At 65.0% G+C, this 17528-nt stretch carries 15 protein-coding genes and 5 tRNA genes; 2 read left to right on the top strand and 18 right to left on the bottom strand.

The annotated features are described in order from the left end of the window. Nucleotides 1-4: 4 nt before the first annotated feature. From BLT96_RS04530 to BLT96_RS04545, 4 genes are all read right to left on the bottom strand, one after another. Nucleotides 5-571: a hypothetical protein gene (locus BLT96_RS04530; protein WP_090862091.1), complete on the bottom strand. Its 567-nt coding sequence runs from the start codon at nucleotides 569-571 to the stop codon at nucleotides 5-7. Further along, complete coding sequence (gene abc-f, locus BLT96_RS04535; protein WP_090862093.1) at nucleotides 564-2567, bottom strand: ribosomal protection-like ABC-F family protein; 2004 nt, start codon at nucleotides 2565-2567, stop codon at nucleotides 564-566. Before abc-f ends, BLT96_RS04530 begins: the two co-directional genes overlap by 8 nt. A 261-nt stretch (nucleotides 2568-2828) precedes the next feature. Then, nucleotides 2829-2904 (bottom strand) — tRNA-Ile (locus BLT96_RS04540). Nucleotides 2905-2951: 47 nt separating this feature from the next. Beyond that, a tRNA-Ala gene (locus BLT96_RS04545) sits at nucleotides 2952-3027 on the bottom strand. 240 nt (nucleotides 3028-3267) lie between these two features. On the opposite strand from BLT96_RS04545, the gene BLT96_RS04550 reads away from it, so the two are divergent. Then, nucleotides 3268-4641 (top strand): ISL3 family transposase, encoded by a 1374-nt coding sequence (locus BLT96_RS04550; protein ID WP_066660379.1) that lies wholly within the window; start codon nucleotides 3268-3270, stop codon nucleotides 4639-4641. A 69-nt stretch (nucleotides 4642-4710) separates the two neighbouring features. Here BLT96_RS04550 and BLT96_RS04555 read toward each other — a convergent pair. Both BLT96_RS04555 and BLT96_RS04560 read right to left on the bottom strand, forming a co-directional pair. Further along, nucleotides 4711-4786 (bottom strand) — tRNA-Ile (locus tag BLT96_RS04555). A 47-nt stretch (nucleotides 4787-4833) separates the two neighbouring features. Continuing rightward, nucleotides 4834-4909: transfer RNA gene (locus tag BLT96_RS04560), tRNA-Ala, on the bottom strand. Between the two features lie 212 nt (nucleotides 4910-5121). Between BLT96_RS04560 and BLT96_RS04565 the strand changes: the two genes are divergently transcribed. Next, on the top strand, nucleotides 5122-5499 hold the full coding sequence (locus tag BLT96_RS04565; RefSeq protein ID WP_090862094.1) for a hypothetical protein: 378 nt from the start codon (nucleotides 5122-5124) through the stop codon (nucleotides 5497-5499). A gap of 199 nt (nucleotides 5500-5698) precedes the next feature. Here BLT96_RS04565 and BLT96_RS04570 read toward each other — a convergent pair. The 12 genes from BLT96_RS04570 to rpsB all read right to left on the bottom strand — a co-directional run bounded on the left by BLT96_RS04570 (nucleotide 5699) and on the right by rpsB (nucleotide 17449). Beyond that, nucleotides 5699-5773, bottom strand: a tRNA-Val gene (locus BLT96_RS04570). Nucleotides 5774-5926: 153 nt separating this feature from the next. After that, nucleotides 5927-6949 (bottom strand): alpha-hydroxy-acid oxidizing protein, encoded by a 1023-nt coding sequence (locus BLT96_RS04575; protein WP_090864192.1) that lies wholly within the window; start codon nucleotides 6947-6949, stop codon nucleotides 5927-5929. Nucleotides 6950-7038: 89 nt separating this feature from the next. Next, nucleotides 7039-8760: a proline--tRNA ligase gene (locus BLT96_RS04580; protein WP_172824981.1), complete on the bottom strand. Its 1722-nt coding sequence runs from the start codon at nucleotides 8758-8760 to the stop codon at nucleotides 7039-7041. A gap of 96 nt (nucleotides 8761-8856) precedes the next feature. Beyond that, nucleotides 8857-9942: a flavodoxin-dependent (E)-4-hydroxy-3-methylbut-2-enyl-diphosphate synthase gene (gene ispG / locus BLT96_RS04585; protein ID WP_090862097.1), complete on the bottom strand. Its 1086-nt coding sequence runs from the start codon at nucleotides 9940-9942 to the stop codon at nucleotides 8857-8859. Between the two features lie 27 nt (nucleotides 9943-9969). Beyond that, complete coding sequence (locus BLT96_RS04590) at nucleotides 9970-11346, bottom strand: M50 family metallopeptidase (protein ID WP_090862099.1); 1377 nt, start codon at nucleotides 11344-11346, stop codon at nucleotides 9970-9972. After that, nucleotides 11337-12536 carry a 1-deoxy-D-xylulose-5-phosphate reductoisomerase gene (gene dxr, locus BLT96_RS04595; protein ID WP_419185598.1) on the bottom strand — a complete coding sequence of 400 codons (1200 nt, stop codon included), beginning with the start codon at nucleotides 12534-12536 and terminating at the stop codon, nucleotides 11337-11339. The genes BLT96_RS04590 and dxr overlap by 10 nt, the downstream gene beginning before the upstream one ends. Next, nucleotides 12533-13540, bottom strand: coding sequence for a phosphatidate cytidylyltransferase (locus BLT96_RS04600; protein ID WP_090864196.1), 1008 nt, complete (start codon nucleotides 13538-13540; stop codon nucleotides 12533-12535). The genes dxr and BLT96_RS04600 overlap by 4 nt, the downstream gene beginning before the upstream one ends. A 5-nt stretch (nucleotides 13541-13545) precedes the next feature. Next, nucleotides 13546-14331, bottom strand: a complete 786-nt coding sequence (locus BLT96_RS04605) for an isoprenyl transferase (protein ID WP_090862101.1) — start codon at nucleotides 14329-14331, stop codon at nucleotides 13546-13548. A 1-nt stretch (nucleotide 14332) separates the two neighbouring features. Next, entirely contained in the window at nucleotides 14333-14878 is a 546-nt protein-coding gene (gene frr, locus BLT96_RS04610; protein WP_090846467.1) for a ribosome recycling factor, read from the bottom strand. A 9-nt stretch (nucleotides 14879-14887) separates the two neighbouring features. Further along, nucleotides 14888-15607 (bottom strand): UMP kinase, encoded by a 720-nt coding sequence (pyrH, locus tag BLT96_RS04615; RefSeq protein WP_090862103.1) that lies wholly within the window; start codon nucleotides 15605-15607, stop codon nucleotides 14888-14890. A gap of 168 nt (nucleotides 15608-15775) precedes the next feature. Further along, entirely contained in the window at nucleotides 15776-16645 is an 870-nt protein-coding gene (gene tsf / locus BLT96_RS04620; RefSeq protein ID WP_090862105.1) for a translation elongation factor Ts, read from the bottom strand. Nucleotides 16646-16693: 48 nt separating this feature from the next. Continuing rightward, nucleotides 16694-17449 carry a 30S ribosomal protein S2 gene (gene rpsB, locus BLT96_RS04625; RefSeq protein WP_090846569.1) on the bottom strand — a complete coding sequence of 252 codons (756 nt, stop codon included), beginning with the start codon at nucleotides 17447-17449 and terminating at the stop codon, nucleotides 16694-16696. Nucleotides 17450-17528: the final 79 nt, after the last annotated feature.

The following is a 17528-nucleotide window of genomic DNA, read 5'->3' on the forward strand; positions in this document are numbered from 1 at the left end:
TTTCCTACCTTGCACCAAGCGAGCGCGCCTTGCGCACAAGCAGCCAGTCGATCACGAACAGCGCGATGGCCACCGCGACGAAGTCCCCGCGCAGCACGCCGCCAAACGGCGTCTGGTACACGAGCGTGCCAGAGACGGACGACGGCAGCCACGCCGTGAACGCCGCGGTGAGCTCTACCACGTGGATGCGCCATGAGCCCAGCACCACGGCATTCGCCACCACGAGCGCCGCAAGCGCGATCGCGTACAGCCTGCACGCGAGCGCGACCACCTTAAGCAGCCACGACGCCGCACGGCCGGACGCCCGCCGCGCCGCGGGCGACACCTGCGCGCCCTGGGGCGAGAAGGGCGTCTGCCTCGGGCTCTCCACCGGCGCCACGTACGGCCGCTGCGGTGCCGCAGCGTACTGCCGCCGCGCGTACGGCTGGCCTGCGTACGGCTGGGTCCGCGACTCGTCGGCGGGCATCGCGCCGGCAGCATCCACGGGCGCGTCCTGCGCCTGGCGGCGCGTCTGCGTCGCGGGATACGCCCGCGTCCCCTCGTCCCAGTCCGGGGCGGCGTGCCTAGGCATTCAGACTCTCCTCGATCTTCTCGGTAAGCTCCAGCCACTCCTCCTCGAGCGCCGGGATCTTCTTCGAGAGTGCGTTGTACTCCTTCATGCACTGGTCGAACTTCGCGGCGTCGTTGTACAGCGCCTCGTCGGCCATCATGTTCACAAGCTCCTTGTAGCGCGCCTGCGCCGGCTTCAGCGCCGCCTCCACCTGCTTCAGGCGCTTCCTCTCCTCGCGAACGGCCTTGTTCGCAGCGTTTCTGGCCTCCGCCTCCGCGCGACGCTGCTCCTTCGTCTTCACGTTGCGGCCGGCGGGCGCGGACGGCGCGGTAGCTGCCGAAGGCGCCGCCGCCTGCCTGGGCGCCGCGTCCTTCTCGCCCGCCTCGGCGCCCTGCGCCTGGCCCTCGAGCTCCGCGCGCTTGTACAGGTAGTAGTCGTAGTCACCGTCGTAGAGCGTCACCTTGTGGTCGCGCACGTCCACCACCTTGTTCGCCACCGCGCGCACCAGGTGCTCGTCGTGGCTGATGAGCACGATGGTGCCCGGGAAGTTGACGAGGGCCTCCTCCAGAACGTCCACGGAGTCGATGTCCAGGTGGTTCGTGGGCTCGTCCAGGCACAGCAGCGGGTCCGGCGCCACGAGCATGCGCGCGAGCGCCAGACGCGCGCGCTCGCCGCCGGAAAGCACGCCGACCTTCTTCTCCACGTCGTCGCCGTGGAACAAAAACGCGCCAAGCAGCTTGCGCTCCTGGGAGGAGGTCCAGCCGGGGGCCGCCTCGTCCATCTCCTGCAGCACGGTGTAGGACTCGCGCAGGGTCTCGAGCTGGTGCTGCGCGTAGTATGCCACGGTCACGTTCTGGCCAAGCTTCACGGTGCCCGCCGTGGGGGCCTCGTGCCCGTTGATGATCTTCATGAGCGTGGACTTTCCCGCGCCGTTGGGGCCCACGAGCGCCACGTGGTCGCCGCGGTACAGCTTCAGGCTCACGCCGTCGTACACGTCGTTGTCCTCGTAGTGCTTCGAGATCCCCTCCAGGCTCACGACCTCGTCTCCGGTGCGCGGCGGATCGGGGAACTTGAAGTGCACCTTCTTGGAGGACTCCGGCAGCACCACCAGCTCCTCGCGCACCTTCTCGAGCTTCTTGATGCGCTCCTGCACCTGCTTCGCCTTCGTGGGCTTGTAGCGGAAGCGGTCGATGAAGACCTCCATGTGCTGGATGTCGCGCTCCTGCGCCGCGCGCTTCGCACGGAGCTGCTCCAGGTTGTCCTCGCGCTGGTGCAGGTAGCTGGTGTAGTTTCCCGTGTACGTCATGAGGCGCTTGTTCTCGAGCGACGCGATGTGGCTCACGCACGCGTCCATGAACGAGCGGTCGTGGCTCACCAGCAGCACGGCGCCGTCGTAGCCCGCCAGGAACGACTCCAGCCACTTTACGGATTCCAGGTCCAGGTGGTTGGTGGGCTCGTCCAGAAGGAGAAGGTCGGGATGCCTCAGCAGCAGCTTCGACAGGGCAATGCGCATCTGCCAGCCGCCGGAGAACTCCTTCGCCGGCTTGTCGAAGTCCTCGACGGGAAATCCCAGGCCGCCCAGGATCTGCTTCGCCCTCGCCTCGAGCTCGTAGCCCCCAAGGCGCTCGTAGCGGTCCTGCGCCGCGCCGTAGCGCTCCAGCAGCGCGTACTGCTCGTCGCCCTCAGGCATCTCGGATATCTGGCGCTCCATCTCCTTGATGCGAGCCTCGAGGCGCTTGACCTCCACGGCGGAGTCCACGACCTCGCCGAGCGCGCTCTTCTCGCCTGCGAGGTGCGTCTCCTGCTCCAGGTAGCCTATGGACGCGTCGCGCGCGAACGACACGGTGCCCTCGTCAGGCTCCTCCAGCCCCATCATGATCTTGAGGAGCGTGGTCTTGCCCGCGCCGTTGGGCCCGACCAGGCCCCAGCGCTCCCCCGCGTTCAGCTGCAACGTTGCGGCCGTGTACAGGACACGGCCGCCAAACGACTTCGTGATCTTGTCTGCAAGTGCTATCAAGTGCTGTCCGTTCCACCATACGGGCGTCTGCCCGAGAAGTACAATCCACCCGATTATACGTGGCTCCGGCACCTGCCGCGCACGCCGCTCGCGACACTTACCAAAGCACCATTGCAGGTCGGTTTCGGGCTGAGTTGCACCGACGGCTCCGTCGCGCGCGCCGCGCGGATGCCACGGGTCTATGGCACGCCCAACGAGACCGCGTGCAGCAAATGGTCGGCGGCGACAAAAAAGGGACCCCCGTGGGGGTCCCGAAGCATGTGGTGGGCCCAGAGAGATTCGAACTCCCAACCCAGGGATTATGAGTCCCCTGCGCTAACCGTTGCGCCATAGGCCCGGAAACTGGAAAGGGCGGCGACCACAGCCGCCGCCCCAGAGTCTACGTGGTGGAGAATAGGGGATTCGAACCCCTGACCTCATGACTGCCAGTCATGCGCTCTCCCAACTGAGCTAATTCCCCGTTCGTTGGTGCGGAAAATATGTTACCAAAACGAGGATGCGAGTCAACAGAAAAGTTTTGCCAATTTCAGACAACAAAAAAGGGCTCTTCGGTGGTTTCTGTGGGAGAGATTCCGGCATAGGCCCAGCTCAGCGGGCGAAAACAACGATCTGGAACTGAAACGGCCCCGGGAGGGGCCGTTTCCGCGTCATCCGCCTATGATTGCTAAGCCAAATTCAGACAACCGAAGAGGTGTGACGCATGAAGAGTCTACTACTTCTCGCCCTCGGTCTGGCCCGCACGGTCGTCCTGGGCGCGCGCATCGAGGCCGAGCGCATCGTCGTGAGCGTCCGGCCCTACAAGCGCGAGCAGCGCCGCTGCCCCGTATGCGGCAGGGCCTGCGACTTCTACGACATGGCGAACCGCGGGGCCCCCAGGCTGTGGAGGGCGATGGACCTGGCGCGCTCGGCCTGCTACCTGGAGTACGCGCCCTGCAGGGTGCGCTGCCCGGAGCACGGCGTGCGCACCGAGGCCGTCCCCTGGGCGCGGCACGGGGCGCGCTTCACGCGCGACTTCGAGGACTGGGTGGCGTGGCTGGCGGTCCGCTGCACCGCCTCGGCGGTCTCCGAGCTCGCCCGCGTCGAGTGGCACAGCGTGGGCGGCGTGTGCAGGCGCGTCTACGCCGAGCTGGAGGCCGCGCGCGGCGCCTCGAGGTTCGACGGCGTGCGCCGCATCGGCATCGACGAGACGTCGTACAAGAAGGGCCACAAGTACGTCACGGTGGTCGTCGACCACGACCGCGGCTGCCTCATCTGGGCGCACGAGGGCACCGGCAAGGACGTGCTCAACCTGTTCCTCGACGAGCTCACGCGCGAGCAGAGGCGCGCCATAGAGGTGGTGACCGCCGACGGCGCGAGGTGGATAAGGCAGCTGGTCAAGCGCCGCTGCCCCAACGCGAGGTGGGTCATGGACCCCTTCCACGTGGTCCAGTGGATGAACGACGCGCTCGACGCCGTGCGCTGCGAGGAGTGGAACGCCGCCAGGGCCGCCGCCAGGGCCGCCAGGCCCAGGCCCGAGGGCAAGCGCGGCAGGCCTGCCAAAGGCGAGCTGCCGCCCGAGGAGGTCAGGGCGCTCGAGGAGGAGGCGGCCTCCATCAAGGGCAGCCGCTACGCGCTCGTGAAGAACCCCGAGGACCTCACCGACGGCCAGAGGGCGAGGCTCGAGGCGCTCAAGAAGAGGGCCGGCTCGCGGCTGGTCAGGGCCTGGGAGCTCAAGGAGGACCTGCGGGCCGTCTTCCGGGCAGCCGACGGCTCCGAGGCCGCCGAGCTGCTCGACGACTGGATGCACAGGGCCGCCTACTGCAAGATCGCCAAGGTCGTCGCCGTGGAGAAGAAGGTGCGCCGCCGGCGCGACGACATCATCGCCGCAGTCGAGCTCGGCATCAGCAACGGGCGCGTAGAGGCCATCAACAACAAGATCAAGGTGACGGTGAGGATGGGCTACGGCTTCCGCAACACCGACAACCTCGTGGCCCTGCTCATGCTCAGGTGCGGCGACTGCCAGCCCCAGCTCCCGGGTCGCCCGGTGAAGGCGAGGAAGAAGGGCGTGAAGGGAGCGAAGAGCGTTGCTGCCTAGGCTAGCCCCTTGTCACACAAACTACCGAAGCCTCCAAAAAAGGGACCCCCGTGGGGGTCCCGAAGCGTGTGGTGGGCCCAGAGAGATTCGAACTCCCAACCCAGGGATTATGAGTCCCCTGCGCTAACCGTTGCGCCATAGGCCCGGAAACTGGAAAGGGCGGCGACCACAGCCGCCGCCCCAGAGTCTACGTGGTGGAGAATAGGGGATTCGAACCCCTGACCTCATGACTGCCAGTCATGCGCTCTCCCAACTGAGCTAATTCCCCGTTCGTTGGTGCGAGAGATATAGTACCAAAGTCATCCATCCGGTCAAGCGAGAATCTTCAAACCGCCTGACTGGGTCCCCAGTTGTGAACTTCCTCCACAAAACGCTAAACTTCACTCTATTGGGAACCAAGACAGAGGGGGGGGGACGTCTCCCCCGTCACGCAGCGCGGTCGCACGGGCGACCGCCCACAAACCCGAAACGGAGACCCACATGAACGACGCGTGCAAGAAGCTCAAGATCGTATGCATCATCTCACTCATCGTCGGTGTGCTCGCGACCGCATCCGCAATCGCCCTCATCGTTGTGAACCACCTGAACCCGCGCGCGTACGTCGGACTGATCGACGGCGTGCTCTGCTCCTACATGGGCTTCCAGTGCGCCCGCAAGATCAACGTGCCCTCCAACGCCAGGCAGATCCGCAACATGAGCTCGGTAATGGTGCTCGTGATGTTCTTCTGCGCCGCGTACATCCTCGTCGCACCCCAGAAGTCCCTCGCCGAGATATTCATCGGCTCCACCTGCGTCGTGATGGCACTTCTCGTCTTCGTGCTCTCGAAGAAGGTCGTCACGATCCTGGACGCCAAGTAGGGGGCTTCCACGCCCTCAAGGCCGCGCCACGCGACGCGGTCCCCGGCCTGGGACCTTGCCCTTCTCCCCCAAGGCATTTTGCAGCAAGACAGACGCGCCCGCTTGGAACTCCAGGCGGGCGCGCTCATGTATGTAGATGCAGTAGGAGCTGCACACCAAAAAAAGGCCGAACGGTCACCCGTCCGGCCCTCGAATTCGATGGTGGGCGATGCTGGATTTGAACCAGCGACCCCTTCCGTGTGAAGGAAGTGCTCTACCCCTGAGCTAATCGCCCTCAGTGCGGTAGCTATACTATCAGAACATGGCGCCTTGTAAAGCCGAGAAGTGCCATCAATCACAAAATTGTTTGCAGATTTTTGTGCCCGCATGCCTTTACCTGCGGACATACACACCTTTGACCAGAAAAACTTTTTGCGTTGCGCGTGAGTCACGCAAGCATTTCCGGGCCGATGTCCGCCACCGTACGCGCGCCGCACATCTCCATCGTGTCCCTTAGCTCCCGCGTAAGCTGCGCGAAGTAGTCCTTTACGCCCTCTGCTCCCGCACCGTACGTCACGACGGCAAACGGCCTGCACACAAGGCATGCATCCGCGCCGAGTGCCAGTGCGCGGAACACGTCGAGGCCAGAACGGATGCCCCCGTCCACAAGGACCTTGAGGTCGCCGCCGACCTCCCGCTCTATCGCGGGCAGCACCTCCGCCGTCGCGGGGACACCGTCCTGCACGCGGCCGCCGTGGTTGCTCACCACGATGGCGTCCGCACCAGCCTCCGCGGCCTTGCGTGCCGCACGCCCGCCCATAATGCCCTTCAGCACGAACGGCGTGTCGTGAGCATGGCAGGCATCCGCCACCTGTTGCAGCTCCGCCACGGACTTCGGTCCCGCGGGCGGCTGGAAGCCCTTCAGGAACGGGAGTCCCGCGGCGTCTATGTCCATCGCGATGGCGACCGGACGGGCCGTGAGCGCAAGTTCGAGCTTCCGCATCACGGTCTCGAGGTTCCACGGCTTGATGGTGGTGACGCCGAGGCCGTCGAGGTCGCGTATGTCATGCACTGCGGACTCGTGAATGGAGGCAATCTTCCCGTCGCCCGTCCACGCAAGCGAACCTGCATCGGCAGCCGCGTGCAGGATGCAGGAGTTGTAGTCCTCCATCTCCCACTTGTCACCGTAGTGGAGCCTCACGTCGCCCAGGGGACCGATCATTACGGGAACCGAGAGCCTTCTGCCAAACAGCTTCACGGACGTGTCGGCATCGCAGGCCTCGTGGATCGTGTCCATCTGCACGCGCACGTCCTGCCACGCCGCAAAGTTTCGCGCCGCAACCGTGCCCGTGCCCTTCGATCCGGGACCTGGCATGTGCGAGCCGCATGCGCGGCCGTCGCATACGGGGCATGCCTTGCACCACGGACCCATGTTGCCGCGCGCCGCAGCCGCAAGCTCCTTGTAATCCACGCTCTTCTCCCCTTCTTCCCACGTTCGCATAAGCGAGGCGGCCCTCCCCCCTGGGTCAGGCCGCCTGACGTTACCTCTGTGCGGTGCGCCTACGCGCGCTCGGCCTCGACCCTCTGGGCCAGAAGCCGTGCCACGTCCTCTATCGCTACCTCCGTGCGCTCACCAGTCGCGCGCACCTTAAGCTCGACGTTGCCGTTCTTCACGGCCTTCTTGCCGCAGACCACCTGGAACGGCATGCCCATGAGGTCGGCATCGTTGAACTTGACGCCCGGGCGCTCCTTGCAGTCGTCCACCATCACGTCGACGCCAAGCTCCAGAAGCTCGCTCGCGACCTTGTCCGCGACGGGCCACACGAGCTCGTCGTGCACGTCCAGCGGAATGACCTCGACCTCGTACGGAGCGACGCTCACCGGCCAGATGATGCCGTGCTCGTCGTGGTGCTGCTCCACGATCGCCTGCAGCGTGCGGCTTATGCCGATGCCGTAGCAGCCCATGATCAGAGGCTTCTCCACGCCGTCCTCGTCCATGAACGTGGCGCCCATCGCCTCGGAGTACTTCGTGCCGAGCTGGAACACCTGCGAGACCTCGATGCCACGGGCCTCCTTCAGGGGTGCGCCGCACTTGGGGCAGCGGTCGCCCGCCCTGGCCGTGACGACGTCGACCCACGCGTTGTCCGCGATCGTGAAGTCGCGGCCGGGGTGGGCGTGCACGAAGTGGAAGTCCGCCTCGTTCGCGCCGATGGTCCACCACTCGGACGGGCGCAGCGACTCGTCGAAGAAGACGCGGATGCCATCGGGAAGGCCGACCGGCCCGATGAAGCCCTTCACGAGGCCGTACTCCTTGAGCTCCTCGTCGCTCATCAGGTGGTACTCGCCAAACGCGTGCTCCGCCTTCACGTCGTTCAGCTCGTGGTCGCCGGGGACGAAGCATACGACGGGCTTCCCGTCGCCGTCCACGAGCGCAAGCGCCTTGCGGGTCGCCGACGCGGGGATATGGAGAAACGACGAGACGTCGTCGATGGTGCCGATTCCGGGGGTCGAGATCTTCTCCATGTCGCCCGGCTCGCCGTCGGCCACGGTCACGCCGGCGGTCGCGGCCTCGGTGTCGGCCGCGAAGCCGCAGTCGTCGCAGTACACGAGCGCGGCCTCGCCGGCGTCGGCGAGCGCCATGAACTCGACGGACGTGTCGCCGCCGATCTGGCCAGAGTCCGCCACGACGGGAAGCGCCCTGAGCCCCACGCGCTCGCACACGTTTGCATAGGCCTGCTTCTGCTTGTCGTAGCACTCCTGCAGGGACTCCTGCGTCGCGCTGAACGAGTAGGCGTCCTTCATGATGAACTCGCGGCCGCGCATGAGGCCAAAGCGGGGCCTGCGCTCGTCGCGGAACTTGTCCTGCATTTGGTAGAGCGTGACGGGCAGCTGCCTATAGCTGCGGAGCTCGTTGCGCACCAGGTCCGTGAACGTCTCCTCGTGGGTGGGGCCGAGCGCGTATTCGTGCTCGTAGCGGTCACTCAGGCGCATGAGCTCGGGGCCGTAGGCGTTCCAGCGGCCGCTCTGGTGCCAGAGGTCCCCGTCCGTCAGGATTGGCACCTGCATCTCCTGCGCGTCGATGGCCTCCATCTCGTCGCGGATGATGTCCTCGATCTTGTTGATGGAGCGCCACGCGAGCGGCAGGTAGCTGTACAGGCCCACCGCGCCGCGGCGAATCATTCCCGCACGAAGCAGCAGCCTGTGGCTTGCAAGCTCCGCCTCCCTGGGGTCTTCCTTGAGGGTCGGAGCGTAGAGCTTCGACATCTGCATGTACTTTCTCAACGTGCTTCCTTCCAAGTCTCTGCCGGCCGACGCCTGCGTCGGCAAGAACACCAAGGGTACATTCTACGCGTCCTTCTCGCCTGCGTCGCCCGCGATCTAGTCCCCGTAGCGGGCCTCTATCTCGCGGAAGAGCTCGTCCACGATCTGGTCTTCCGGGACGTTTCGAATCTTCTCGCCATTGCGGAACAGCACGCCCTGGCCGCGGCCGCACGCGATGCCGAGGTCCGCGTCGCGCGACTCGCCGGGGCCGTTTACGACGCACCCCATGACCGCGACGGAGATCGGTGCCTTGACCGTGGCGAGCCTGCGGGAGACCTCCTCCGCCATACCGATGAGGTTGACCTGGCAGCGCCCGCACGTGGGACAGCTGACGAGCTCGGGATGCAGTCGACGCATGCCGAGCGAGGACAGAAGGTCCCAGGCGACGTTGACCTCCTCCACGGGGTCGGCCGTGAGCGAGAGGCGCATGGTGTCACCTATGCCCTGCTCGAGCAGGATGCCGACGCCTGCGCAGTTCTTGACCGTGCCTTGCCGCAACGTGCCGGCCTCCGTGACGCCCACGTGCAGCGGCACCGTGGGAAGCTCGCGCGAGAGCATGCGGTACGTCTGGAGCGTGATGGGCACGGAGTGCGCCTTCGCGGAGAGCACGATGTCGTCGAAGCCACGCTCGCGGAAGTGCTCCACGTAGGAGGAGGCGGACGCGACGAGCTTCTGCGGCAGCGTGAGGTCCTGGCGCGCGTCGACCTTGGGATCGAGCGAGCCTGCGTTCACGCCGATGCGGATGGGGATCCCCCGGCTTCCGGCTTCGTCGATCACGGCGTCCACGCGGTCGAACGAGCCGATGTTGCCGGGGTTTATGCGAAGCGCAGCCGCGCCTCGGCGCGCCGCCTCTATGGCAAGCCGGTGGTCGAAGTGGATGTCCGCGACCACGGGAAGCGGACTCTGGGCGCAGATCTCGCCGAAGCCATCCAGCGCCGCCGCGTTGGGGACGGCGACGCGTATGATCTCGCAGCCGGCCTTTGCGAGACCCTCGATCTGCGCGAGCGTGGACGCGGGATCGTCCGTCTTCGTGGTGCACATGGACTGCACCGACACGGGCGCGCCGCCGCCGACGGCAACGCTCCCCACGTGCACCTGGTGCGTGAGCTCGCGAGCGGGGCGCACGCTTTTCTCATCACTCATACAAACCCCCTATCGGCCCCGACGACGTCAGCCAATAACGAGGCGCACGACGTCGTTCTTGAGGGCGAACACGAAGATGAACAGGAAGAAAGCCAGGCCGGCGTAGCTGATGTACGCCTGCACCCTGACGGATAGCTGCCTGCGAATTACGAGCTGGACAATCTCTATCAGAACCTTCCCGCCGTCGAGCGGCGGGATGGGAAGCAGGTTCATGAACCCGAGCGACATGGACACCATCGCGATGAAGAGGAGAAAGTCGTTCATGCCGCTTGACGCCGCCTGGCTGGCCGCAGCGGAGATGCCGACCACGGAGGAGGCGGACCCGAGCGTCTCCATGGTGTGCTGCGGCATGATGAGCCTCGCCGCAAAGCCGGCGACCTCCTGGCCGTAGCGCACGGCTGAGTACGCGGCGTCCGGCAGGCTCAGGCGCATGCGACGCGTAAGCGCCTCGACGCCGAGCGCGCTCAGGCGCTTGCCCCCCGTCTTGACGACGGCCTCGTGCGTGGAGCCGCCGCGTGTGTACGTCACGTCGAAGTCCTCGCCGGTCTCAAGCGCGGCGTCAATGGCAGACGCGAGGCTGTTCCAGTCCTCGCAAGGCCTGCCGCCGACGCTCGTGACGACGTCGCCTGCCCTGAGGCCCGCCGCCTGCGCGGCCGAGTCCGCGGTAACGGCGCCAAGGCGGTTGGAGTTCACCGCAACTTCGACGCCTGCGATGGAGAGGCTTGCCGTCACGATGAGAAACGCGAGCGCGATGTTCACGAGCGGCCCCGCAACCAGCGTGAAGGTGCGTTTGAGGAAGCCCTTGCCCAGATAGGTACGGCTCTTCTCGCTCGCAAGCGCCTTGTTCGGGTCTTCGAGCGGTCGCGGCTCGCTTGCCTCCGTCGTGCCAGAAAGCGAGAAGTCGTGGCCCGCATCGTATTCCGTCAGCATGTTGGGGTCGCGGCGGAGGGTCTCGAACGCCTCGGGCAAGGTGCCCTGCGACGGGGCTTCGCCCTTCCCGGCATCGTAGTGCGGACGAATGGCCGCCCAGTCCGCAAGCGTCGCAAGCAAGTCGTACGCGCGGTCGGCGTCCACGCCGAGCTCTGCGGCGACGTCCGTGGCAAGCACGCGACCCTCACGCTGGACGATGCCGAAGCAGGCGGGCAGGAGATCGTCGTGCGTGCCCTCCATGCCGCAGATGCGCGTGTAGCCGCCGAGCAGTATAGGCGTGACGCCAAACTCCGTGCCGTACGTGCGGGACTTCCGCGCGATGTGGTGGCGGCACGGCATGCCCAGATAGAACTCCGTCACGCGCATGCCGCAGGCGCGAGCCGCGAGGAAGTGGCCCCCCTCGTGCAGGAACACAAGAAGCGACAGTACGACCACGCCCCAGAACACCGCGGACACGACGCCCATCAGCGGCATGTCCCGTCCAGGTAGGATGCGGCGAGCTCGCGAGAGCGAGCGTCGACTTCCTCAAGCTGCGGCAGGGACTCCACCGGGACGGCATCGGTCTTCCCCATCACGTGGGCGACCGTCGCCTCAACGTCCAGGAAGCCGCAACGGCCCTGCCTGAACGCGAGGTTCGCGACCTCGTTTGCCGCGTTCATCGCACACGGCATGGTGCCGCCGTCGCGGCCGGCCTCCTTCGCGAGCCTGAGGCAGCCGAACGCGTCCTCGTCCGCGCGGCCGAACGTGAAGTCCGGCACCTCGCAGTAGTCCACGCGCGGCGCGGGCGTCTCCCAGCGCTCGGGGTAGCTGAGCGCGTATTGGATGGGTATGCGCATGTCAGAGGGGCCAAGCTGAGCCTTCACGACGCCGTCCTCGAACTCGACCATCGAGTGCACCATGCTCTGAGGGTGCACAAGCACGTTCACCATGTCGACGGGGACGTCAAACAGGTGGTGAGCCTCGAGCACCTCGAGGCCCTTGTTCATGAGCGTCGCGGAGTCGATCGTAATCTTGGCGCCCATGGCCCACGTGGGATGCTTGAGCGCCATGGCGGCGGTCACGCGGGAGAGCTCTTCTCGGCCCATGCCAAAGAACGGGCCGCCGGAGCACGTGAGCCAGATTCTATGGACGTCCGAGCGGTGCTCCCCCACCAGACACTGGTATATGGCGCTGTGCTCCGAGTCGACCGGGATGAGCCGACCGGGGCGTGCGAGCGGCATGAGAAGGTCGCCGCCGACGACAAGCGACTCCTTGTTTGCGTACATGAGCGCCTTGCCGGCCTTGAGCGCGGCGTATCCCGCATAGATGCCCGCGAACCCCACGACCGCGTCCACGACGCTGTCCACGTCCTCCGCGGAAGCGACGCACGTGAGGCCCTCCTGGCCAAAGCTCACCTTGCAGGAAGCGGGAAGATCGGCAAGTGCCGGGTCGTCCCGGTGCGCCTCGTTAGCGATCACGACGTAGGCGCAGCCAAACTCGCGCGCGGCCTTCACGGCAAACGAGACGGAGTCGTTCACGGCAACGGCGACGACGCTCAGGCGGTCCGCATGCCTGCGGCAGACGTCGAGCGTCTGCGTCCCGATCGATCCCGACGCGCCCAGCACCGCGACGCGCTGCGGCTCGTGCCGCATCACGCCAGACTTGAAGCCCTCGAATATGCTCACAGGATTCCTCCCAGCCTGAGCAGCAGGAACGCGGTCATGCCGCCAAAGAGGAGCGAGTCGGACCTGTCGAGCATGCCACCGTGGCCAGGCATGAGGTTTCCCGAGTCCTTCACGCCGACGCCGCGCTTGATGCGAGACTCGAAGAGGTCTCCCGCGACGGCGGCCGCGTCAACCAGCACGCCGCACGCGATGGCGTACGGCAGGTTGATGTTGTAGATGCCGAGCGCGAACACGACGGCCCACACGGCGACGCTGCCGACCATGCCGCCCCAGAAGCCCTCGACGCTCTTGTTGGGAGAGATTCTGGGCGCAAGCTTGTGCTTGCCGAGCTTTGATCCCACGAAGTATGCGCACGAGTCGCTGAGCCAGATGGACCCCATGACCGCAAAGGTGAGAAGGGCGCCCCTCCAGCCGGGGAAGGCGTCGCGGATGATCACGATGCTCGAGAACGCGAGCGACGTGTAGATGGGCCCGAACACCGTGAGGGCCACGTCGCCCATGTTTGCCCGCGGCGTTGACACGTACCACAGCGCACACACCACGAGCAGCGCGAATATGACGAAGAACTCCGAGTCTGAGATGTTCGAGAGCGGCGCGAACGGGAAGATTACCGCGAATGCGAGCGCTATGACGTCATTTGGCATCCTGCCGCTGCGGCGAGACATCTTAAGGAACTCCGAGCAGCACAGGAACGCCATAACCGCGATGAGAATCGCCGTAGGCCACGTGCCCAAGAAAAGGCACGCGACCGTTCCGATTGCGTAGATGGCGCCGGAGACGATGCGCATGGTCATGGTTGACGGGTGCTTTCCGCCGTCCTTCTGCCCGGCCTCCTCGTGATTGGCCTCGGCATGCGTCTCCTTCGCGCCAGATGCGGGAGCGGCCTCCTGCTTCGGCGCCGCTTCGGGCGCCTGTTCCGCCGGACGCTGCGACGCGTTCTCCCCCGTCGCCGAGGCACTGCCCGCCCGGGACTCCACGTTCTTCTCGACCTGATTGTCACCCATGTCGCTCACTTGCCCGTCACACCTCCAAAGCGCCGGTTCCTGCCCTGGAAGGAACGAACGGCCCTCAAGTACTCCCAGCGGTCGAAGTCCGGCCACAGGGTGTCAGTCACATAGAACTCCGTATATGCCAGCTGCCACAGCAGGTAGTTGGAGAGTCTGAGCTCGCCCGACGTCCTGATGAGCAGGTCGGGGTCAGGCATGCCCGCCGTGTAGAGCCTGGACGAGAAGAGCTCCTCGTCCACGTCGTCGGCAGACATCTTGCCCGCGGCAACATCCTGCGCGATGCCCCTGCACGCGCGTACGATTTCCGCGCGCGAGCCGTAGTTCACCGCGAGCGCGAACGTCATGCCGTCGTGGTCAGCCGTCTCGTCGAGCCCTTCCTGGAACACGGCGCGCGTCTCCGCCGGAAGCTGCGTCAGGTCTCCCAGGAAACGCAGGCGCACGTTCTCCTGATGGAAGAGCGGCAGCTCCTTCAGGAGGGTCGTCGCAAACAAGTGCATCAGGAGGTTGACCTCCTTCTGCGGGCGCTTCCAGTTCTCGGTCGAGAACGCGTACACGGAAAGCGCGTCCACGCCAAGCCGGACGCTCGTGGTGACCGTCTCGCGCAGCGAGTCGACGCCAGCGACGTGTCCCTCAGAGCGGTCGAGCCCGCGCGCCTGCGCCCAGCGGCCGTTGCCGTCCATGATGATGGAGACGTGCCTGGGAACACGTCCAAGGTCTACGTCCGCAAGCGAGATGTCGCCGGGTGCGTCCGCGTAGTACGCTGCGAGCTTATCCAAGTCGCGTCTCAAGCTAGATCTCCATAACCTCGGAGGTCTTCTCCTTCAGCATAGAGTCGACCTTTGCGACGAACTCGTCCGTCACCTTCTGAATCTGCTTCTTCTCGCGGTTCACGTCGTCCTCGGAGAGCTCCTCGTCCTTCTCGGCCGCGTGGATGGCGTCGCGGCGGGCGTTCCTGATGGCCACGCGCGCCTCCTCTGCATACTTGTTGCAGTCCTTCACGAGCTCCTTGCGGCGCTCCTCCGTCGGCTTCGGGAACGGCAGGCGGATGGAGACACCGTCATTGCCGGGGGTAATGCCCAGGTCGGAGGCCTCGATGGCCTTCTCGATCGCCTTGAGCGCCGTCTTGTCCCACGGCTCGATCACGAGCATGGAGGCCTCGGGGACCTTCACCCCTGCGAGCTGCGTGATGGGGGTGGGCTGCCCGTAGTACTCGACGCTGATGCCGTCGAGCACATGCGCATTAGCGCGACCCGTGCGGACCTTGCTGAAGTTGAACTTCAGCGCATCGATCGCCTTGTCCATGCTCTTCTTGGCGGAATCTGTAAAGGTGCTCATTTCGCTCTCCTATTCGTCTACGACGATCGTTCCAACGTGCTCGCCGCGAAGCGCCCTGTCAAAAATGCCGTCCTCATCGAGGTTGAACACCATGATAGGCATGTGGTTGTCATGGCAGAGTGCCGTCGCGGTCGCATCCATAACGTGAAGGTCCCTGTTGAGGACGTTCATGTAGGTGATGGTGTCGAACTTCTTCGCATCCGGGTTCTTCATGGGGTCGGAGTCGTAGATGCCGTCGACCTTCGTCGCCTTCATGAGAATCTCCGCGCCGATCTCGCACGCGCGCAGCGCGGCGGCAGTGTCTGTTGTGAAGTACGGGTTTCCGGTACCGGCCGCAAAGATCGTAATCCGTCCCTTCTCCAGGTGCCTGATCGCTCGACGCCTGATGTAGGTCTCGGAGACCTGGTGCATCTCGATCGCGCTCATGACCCTGCAGATCATCCCGTTGCGCTCAAAGGTGTCCTGCAGCGCAAGCGAGTTGATCACGGTCGCGAGCATGCCCATGTTGTCGCCCTGGGCCCTATCCATGCCTGCGGCCGCGCCAGAGAGACCCCTGAAGATGTTGCCGCCACCGACGACGACGGCAATCTGCATTCCCGCGTCATAGGCGGGCTTGAGCTCTTCCGCAATCTTCTGCGGAACGTCGGGGTCGATGCCAAACTCCTTTGAGCCCATGAGGGCCTCTCCGGAGAGCTTCAGAAGCACACGCTTGAACTTGTAGTCGGACAATCCAGGCCTCCAGTCACTTGGGGAAGACTAAAAAGCTGTTCGTTCACGCTCATAAGATTCTAGCAAAGCGCGAGAAGAACCACCCAACCAATAGGCAAGCAGTCCCCAGCGCCATATAAAAGGAGCCGGTGCATGGCACCGGCTCCACAGAAAACACTCTGTCCCTAGCTATTCGCCGAAGGAGAAGCGCACGAAGCTGACGACCTTGACGTCGTCGCCGAGGCTCTTGGAGACCTTGGCGGCGAGCTCGTTGATCGTGACACCGGACTCCTTGATGGACTCCTGCTCGGTCAGGCAGTTCTCCTTGTAGAACTTCTCGAGCTTTCCGAGGGCAATCTTCTCCTGGATGAACTCCGGCTTGCCGGACTCGGCGGCCTGAGCCATGTAGATGCTCTTCTCGTGCTCAAGAACCTCAGCGGGGACGTCCTCGCGACGAGCAGAGACGGGGTTGGATGCAGCTACCTGCATCGCGACGTCGTGAGCGAAGCTCTTGAACTCGTCAGCAGCAGCGGTCTCGGGCTTCGCGAACTCGAAGGTCACGATGTCAGCGAGCTTGCCATTGTGGTGGACGTACTTCGCAAGGGCGCCGTTCTCCACGGAGACACGCTGGAAGCGGGCAACCTTCATGTTCTCGCCGATAACGTGGATCATCTCGGTGAGCTCGTCAGCAACGGTGCTCTCACCCATCTTGCAGGCCTTGAGAACCTCGTCATCAGCGGGGTCGTTCTCGACGACGACCTTCGCAAGCTCATTTGCGAAGCCGGTGAACTTGGGGTTGGTGCCGACGAAGTCGGTCTCGCAGGTGAGCTCGAGAAGAGCGCCGGTCTTGCCGTCCTCGGAAATGTAGGCGGCGACGGTGCCCTCGTTCGTCTCGCGGCCGGCACGCTTGACGGCCTTGGCAACGCCCATCTTGCGGAGAACGTCGACGGCCTTGTCGATGTCGCCATCGGCCTCGACGAGAGCCTTCTTGCACTCCATCATGGGGGAGTCGGTCATCTCGCGGAGCTGCTTGACGAGGGCGGCGGTAATCTTTGCCATGTTGCCCCTCCTTTGGGGTTGAAATCTTATAGAGCTTCTGACCTTTAGCTACTCGGCAGCGGGGGTCTCGACCGCAGGGGTCGTCTCGCCGGCAGCCATCTCCTGCTCAGTGATCTGCTCCTTACCGGAACCAGCCAGAACGGCGTCGGCGACAAGCTCGCACATGAGGTTGACGGAGCGAATCGCGTCGTCGTTCGCGGGGATGCCGTAGTCGACGACGTCCGGATCGGAGTTGGTGTCGAGAAGGGCGACGACGGGGATGTGCAGGCGGTTGGCCTCGCGGATGGCAATCTCCTCGCGCTTGCTGTCGACGACGAACAGGGCCTGCGGCAGGGTGTGCAGGTCACGGGCGCCACCGAGGTTGCGCTGGAGCTTCTCGAGCTCCTTGGTCAGGACAGCCTGCTCCTTCTTGGGAAGAAGGGCCATGCGGCCGTCCTCGACCATGGCCTCGAGCTCCTCCATGCGGTCGATGCGGGAGCGCATGGTAACGAAGTTGGTCAGCATGCCGCCGAGCCAGCGCTGGTTGATGAAAGGCATGCCGCAGCGCTCGGCCTGGGTGGCGATGGGCTCCTGGGCCTGCTTCTTGGTGCCGACGAACAGGACGCGACCACCCTTGGCAGCGGTGTCCTTCAGGAAGGTGTAGGCCTTGTCGGCGTCGAGCACGGTCTGCTTGAGGTCGAGGATGTAGATGCCGTTGCGCTCGCCGAAGATATAGGGCTTCATCTTCGGGTTCCAGCGGCGCGTCTGGTGGCCGTAGTGGCAGCCAGCCTCGAGCAGGGTACGGATGTTGATCTTAACAGCCATTCTGAAAACCTCCATTGGTTGGTCCTCCGTGTGATATCAACCCCGTGCGAACCACCTAAGGCGCGGCTGTCGCCTTAGG

This window comes from Parafannyhessea umbonata (assembly GCF_900105025.1).
Taxonomy (GTDB): Bacteria; Actinomycetota; Coriobacteriia; order Coriobacteriales; family Atopobiaceae; genus Parafannyhessea; species Parafannyhessea umbonata.